This window comes from Flavobacteriales bacterium (genome assembly GCA_025210295.1).
Lineage (GTDB): Bacteria > Bacteroidota > Bacteroidia > Flavobacteriales_D > Parvicellaceae > S010-51.
On the sequence record JAOASC010000006.1, the window covers coordinates 1 to 6,057 of the forward strand.

Sequence of the window (6,057 nt, forward strand, 5' to 3'; positions counted from 1 at the left end):
CCAAGTAATGATGATTGTATAGATGCTACTGTAGCTTTAGTAAACACAGACGAAAGCTGTGATGTTGTAACACCAGGCACTTTATTAGCAGCAACACCTTCTGGTGTGCCAAATGGTAGTTGTGGTGGCAACCCTGATGATGATGTGTGGTTTCAATTTGAAGCAACCCATGAAACTCACATTATTTCATTGGAAAATATAAATGGCTCAACCACAAATTTAGACCATGGTGTTTACGAAGGAACATGTGGCTCTCTAACTGAATTATATTGTTCCGATGAAGAGGCTTTTGTAACTCCTATATTAACAGTTGGAAACACCTATTATATCAGAGTATTTTCTGCAGGTAGCTCTAGTGAAGATACAACGTTTGATTTGTGTATAAGACCTGGACTTAATAATGTTATCGTTGATCAAACTACTTATACCGTAGAACAATTGGTTGAAGATATTTTAATTGGTGGCGAATGTGCACAAATATCAAATATTACCTATTCTACAGGAACTGATTATGGTGAGGAAAATGGTATAGGGTATTTCTCAATGCAAGGAGATGGAGTTGGATTCCCATTTGACGAAGGTATTATTCTTACTACTGGTGATGCTAATCTAGCTTCAGGACCAAATATCAATAACCTAAGTGATGGAACAACGGCATGGCCTGGAGACACAGATTTAGAAAACGCAGTTGGCCTTACTACTACAACAAATAATGCTACGATAATTGAATTTGATTTTGTACCTCTTGCACAAGAAATTAGTTTTGATTTCTTAATGGCTTCAGAAGAATACAATGGCGGATCTTTTGAATGTAATTATTCTGATGCATTTGCATTTCTTCTAACCGACTCTAATGATGTAACTACAAACTTGGCTGTTTTACCTAACACAACCACACCAATTTTAGTAACAAACATTCATCAAGCCAATACGAGTTGTGGTGCTGAAAATGAAGAATATTTTGGAGGTTATACTCCAGATAATTTACCGCCTATTTCTTTTGATGGTAGAACAACTGTGTTTACTGCACAATCTGCAGTAAATGTTGGTGAAACCTATCATATAAAATTGGTTATTGCCGATGATAGGGATTCTGCGTTTGATTCAGGTGTTTTCTTAAAGGCTGGTAGTTTTGATCTTGGTCAGCTAGACTTAGGCGATGACATCACTATATCGTCTGGAGGAGCTACTTGTTTAGGAGAACCTGTAGTTTTAGATACTGGTGCACCTAATCTTGAGCACTTTTGGTTTAAAAATGGTTTAGTTATTGATGGTGAAACTTCTTCAACATTAACTGTTACAGAGCCAGACTTGTATACTGCTCAAGTAATATTCTCTAGTCAGTGTTTCTTAATGGATGAAATACTTGTTGAATTTATTGAACCACCTGTTCTTACTGAAGACCCTTCTGATCTAGAAAGTTGTTCCGCAACCACTGAAGCACCTTTTACCCTAAGTGATAATGATGCTGTTGTATTAGGCAATTTAAACCCTAATGACCATACGATATCCTATCATTTAACTGAAGATGATGCTGAAACAAATACTGATGCTATTACAGATGAGCCTTATATAGGAACAAATGCTGAAACAATTTATGTTAGAGTTGTAGACAATATAACAGGATGTCATAGTGTAGCTTCTTTTGATTTGATTATTACTGCTCCTAGTCATACTGCTAGTAGTGTAGATTATACTGAATGTGGAGATGGAATTGAAGCTGAATTTGATTTAGCATCACACACTTTAGATGTCTTAAACGGACAAGATGCATCTAGCTTCAACGTTACTTATCATAGCTCTCAAAACGATGCTGAAAATAATGTTGATGCTTTACCTTCTTTTTACACTAGTTCAGGTGAAACAATTTACGTTCGTGTTGAATCAGTAAATTATGAAGGTTGTTATGTTACAAATAGTTTTGATTTAATTGTAGGTACATTACCAGAAGCAACTTTTGACACATCATATACATACGAAGTATGCCCAAATGCAACAAGTCCTATTACTATTGGAATTACCCCAGATAATTTTACAGCAGCAGATGTTACTGTAACATGGTTATTAAATGGGGATCCAATTGTTGGTGCAAATGGATTAACCTTAGATACTGTATTAGTTGCTGGTGATTACTCAGCTGAAATAACATTTAATGCAACTGGTTGTAGTGAAACTATAACCACTGAAGTTATAGAACTAGAGTCTTGTATCTTCCCAGAAGGTATATCACCTGGCGTAAGCCCTGGACAAAATGATAGTTTCGATTTAAGTAGTTTTAATGTTGTTAAACTAGAAATATTTAACAGAAACGGAACACTTGTTTATTCTAAACGTAACTATATAGACGAATGGGTAGGTCAAAGTAATGATGGTGAAGAACTACCGGTAGGAACTTATTTCTATACTGTAGTTTATGAAGGTGGTGCGAAGCAAAGAAGCGCATGGGTATATATTAATAGATAATCAACTAACAGAATCAACTTAAATTATAATGAAAAAACTCACGATAATAGCGGTTTTGCTTCTAGCATTTCAAATGTATGGGCAACAAGATCCACAGTACACACAGTACATGTATAATATGAACGTTATGAACCCAGCTTATGCTGGCTCTAGAGAAAATCTCTCTTTTGGATTATTATACAGAAATCAATGGAGTGGTATACCTGGCGGACCAGAAACAGGCACCGCTTTTGTACATTCCCCAATAGGAAACAACCTAGGATTAGGCCTCTCTTTAATATCAGATCAAATTGGTCCAGTTAAAGAAACAAACGCTTATGTTGATGTATCGTACACTCTTAAACTTGGTGGTGAGCATCGTTTGGCATTTGGTGTAAAAGCAGGGGCTACATTCCATGATATAAACCTAACTAGTGGAAATGTAGATGTAATTGATGAAAACGACCCTTTCTTTGGTATGGGTATTAACGAAACTACACCAAATATTGGTGCTGGTTTCTTTTATTACACCAATAAATATTACCTATCATTATCTGTTCCTAACTTACTATCATCGGTTCATTTAGATAACGATGGTAGAAAAATTGGTTCAGAAACACAGCACTACTTCTTAACTGGTGGTTATGTGTTTGACTTATCACCAAATACTGAATTAAAACCTTCTTTTATGGTTAAATCAGCATTTGATGCACCAACCTCTTTTGACGTTAACCTTAATGCTAGGTTCTTTAAAAAGTTTGAAATTGGAGCGTCATATAGGTTAGATGATTCGTTTTCAGGGTTAGTTAACTTTGCGCTTTCACCTTCATTTAGAGTTGGTTATGCTTACGATGCTGTATCGTCAGACATTAAAGCATATGCACCAGCTTCGCATGAGGTGATGCTATTATTTGACCTTAATTTCCCGAAACGTGTTTCTCGTTCACCTAGATACTTTTAATCCGTTAAGCTAAACAATTATGAAAAACTTAAAAACACTATTATTTATCACCTTATTGAGTGGTTTATGCTTAACTGCTCAGAACAAAAACACAAAAAAAGCCGATAAAGAATTTGCTAGATACGAATATGTAGATGCGGCTGAAAGCTATAAAAAACTAATTGACAAAGGTAATGGTTCCCCATATGTCTATGGTCAACTAGCGGAATGTTACTATAATATTTTTAATACTACTGAAGCTGAAAAATGGTACGCTAAGGCTTTAGAAAGCGACCAAGATCCTGAGATGACTTATAAATATTCTCAAATGCTAAAAGCTAATGGGAAATATGAGGAATCTAATGCTCAAATGGATAAGTTTGCTTCTATGCGTCCTTCTGATCATAGAGCTACAGCATTTAGAAAAAACCCTGATTATTTACCTAAAATTTTAGAACAAGGTAAAAAGTTTAATGTTCAAGATGCTGGGTTTAACTCATCGCAATCCGATTTTGGTGGTATTGCTAACGATGGTAAACTTTATATTACTTCTGCAAGAAATGACAATCGTAAAACTTATGGTTGGAATGAGCAACCATTTTTAGATATCTATACCTTAACTAAAAATGCAGACGGTTCTTATGCCAATGCTACTTTAGTGAATAACCAAATCAACACAAGATTTCACGAAGGTCTAGTTTCTTTTACACCAGATGGTAAAACTATGTATTTCTCTAGAGAAAGTTATTTTGAAAAAGATTTTCAAAAAGATTCTTTAAGCAATGTAAGATATAGTCAACTTTATTTATTTAAAGCTACTAAGTTAGGTGATGATTGGGATAGAGTAGAAAGTTTAGCAATTAATAGCGAAAACTATTCTGTAAAAAACCCGTCAGTGAGCCCAGATGGTTCTACCTTATACTTCTCTTCTAATATGCCTGGTGGATATGGTAATTTTGACCTTTATAAAGCCTCTATAAATGAAGACGGCACATTAGGTGAACCTGAAAACTTAGGACAAAAAATCAATACTGAAGGTCAAGAGATGTTCCCTTATGTTAGTAGTAACAATACCTTATACTTCTCTTCTAATGGTCACTTAGGTCTTGGTGGAATGGATGTCTTTTACACCTTAGAAATTGATGGTAAAATGGCTCCTGTAAGAAATATTGGTATTCCTATTAATAGTAATGCTGATGATTTTGCTTTTATGATCGATGAAGAAACTGAAGAAGGTTTTGTTTCTTCTAATAGAGAAGGTGGGCAAGGAAGTGATGATGTATATGCCGTTAAAAAGCTGCAACCGCTTTGTGATGTCTTAATAGCTGCAACCGTTCTAGATGATAAAACCAGAGAACCAATTAATGGTGCATCTGTTACATTATATGATGCAGAAGGTAATAAAGTAACATCAAAGACTACAAATGCTGAAGGTGTTGCTGAATTTATCGTAGAATGTGAAAAAGATTCTGAACTAGAAGTGGTAATGGAAGATTTTGAAAGCAAAAAAGTTCCTGTAAAAGGTACTAGCGAAGAAGAACTTGATGTTCAGATTTCTTTAGACCCAATTGAAAAAATTATCGCACCAGAAGTAATCGTATTAAATCCTATTTATTTTGATTTTGATAAATCTAACATTACTGCTCAAGCAGCTTTTGAGTTAGATAAACTGGTACAGATAATGACTAAATATCCAGATTTAGTTATCAATGCAACATCGCATACGGATAGTAGAGGTCCTGCTTCATACAATCAAAGACTATCGCAGCGTAGAGCTAAAAGCACACAACAATACGTCATCTCTAAAGGTATTGATGCTTCTCGTATCGCTGCTGAAGGTAAAGGCGAAAACGAACTTAAAGTAGCGTGTGGTGCTAATTGTACAGATGAACAACACCAACAAAATAGACGCTCTGAATTTATTATCGTTAGTGGCGGTCCACAAACTCAAAAATAATATATTATAACATAGTTGCTTTTTAATAGCCTATCATTTGTTAAAATGATAGGCTTTTTTATAGAATATACTTACATTTAAAATTGCATTGATTTATACCATTTATTTATGAAAAAAATTCTTCTATGTTTTGCTATAATGGGTTTTACTTTTCAACTTTCTGCACAAGAAAATGTACTCTCAGCTGGTAACGAAAGTGAATCTTCTAATGGAAAAGTTACTTATTCAGTAGGTCTGATACATTTTAAAGAAGCCACAGGAACTGGCGGAAGTTCTTCTACCGGAACTCAAATACCTTATGAAGTTTCTGAAGTCTTAAAAGTTGAAGCCTTTAAAAATTTGGTTACAAAAGTGTTCCCTAATCCTACAGATAATTTTTTGAATATTCATCTCAATTCAGTTGAGAATTTAGAATATCAATTAATCGATTTATCTGGTAGAAACGTTATATCTGGGAAATTTAATACGCTTGAATCTAAAATTGAACTCACTTCGTTAGAAACTTCAATTTATATTTTAAATATCCTTAAAGACAATTCAATAATCACTTCTTATAAAATTTCAAAAAAATAATCTATGAAAAAACTATACTTTTCAGCACTTATTCTCTTTGTGTCACTCATTTCATTTTCTCAAGCTCCTGAATTAATGAGTTATCAAGCTTTAGTTCGTAATGCAAATGGTGATCTTATACAAGACACTTCTGTAGGTATAAGAA

Annotated in this window: 4 protein-coding genes; all 4 read left to right on the top strand. The window is 34.3% G+C overall.

Annotated features, from left to right (window positions below; genetic code table 11):
• Positions 1–2,463: gliding motility-associated C-terminal domain-containing protein (locus N4A35_01205; GenBank protein MCT4580007.1), on the top strand; the 2,463-nt coding region annotated here is incomplete at its 5' end.
• A 28-nt stretch (positions 2,464–2,491) separates the two neighbouring features.
• Complete coding sequence (locus tag N4A35_01210) at positions 2,492–3,403, top strand: type IX secretion system membrane protein PorP/SprF (protein ID MCT4580008.1); 912 nt, start codon at positions 2,492–2,494, stop codon at positions 3,401–3,403.
• 19 nt (positions 3,404–3,422) lie between these two features.
• Positions 3,423–5,339 (top strand): OmpA family protein, encoded by a 1,917-nt coding sequence (locus tag N4A35_01215; GenBank protein ID MCT4580009.1) that lies wholly within the window; start codon positions 3,423–3,425, stop codon positions 5,337–5,339.
• Positions 5,340–5,447: 108 nt separating this feature from the next.
• On the top strand, positions 5,448–5,912 hold the full coding sequence (locus N4A35_01220) for a T9SS type A sorting domain-containing protein (protein MCT4580010.1): 465 nt from the start codon (positions 5,448–5,450) through the stop codon (positions 5,910–5,912).
• Positions 5,913–6,057: the final 145 nt, after the last annotated feature.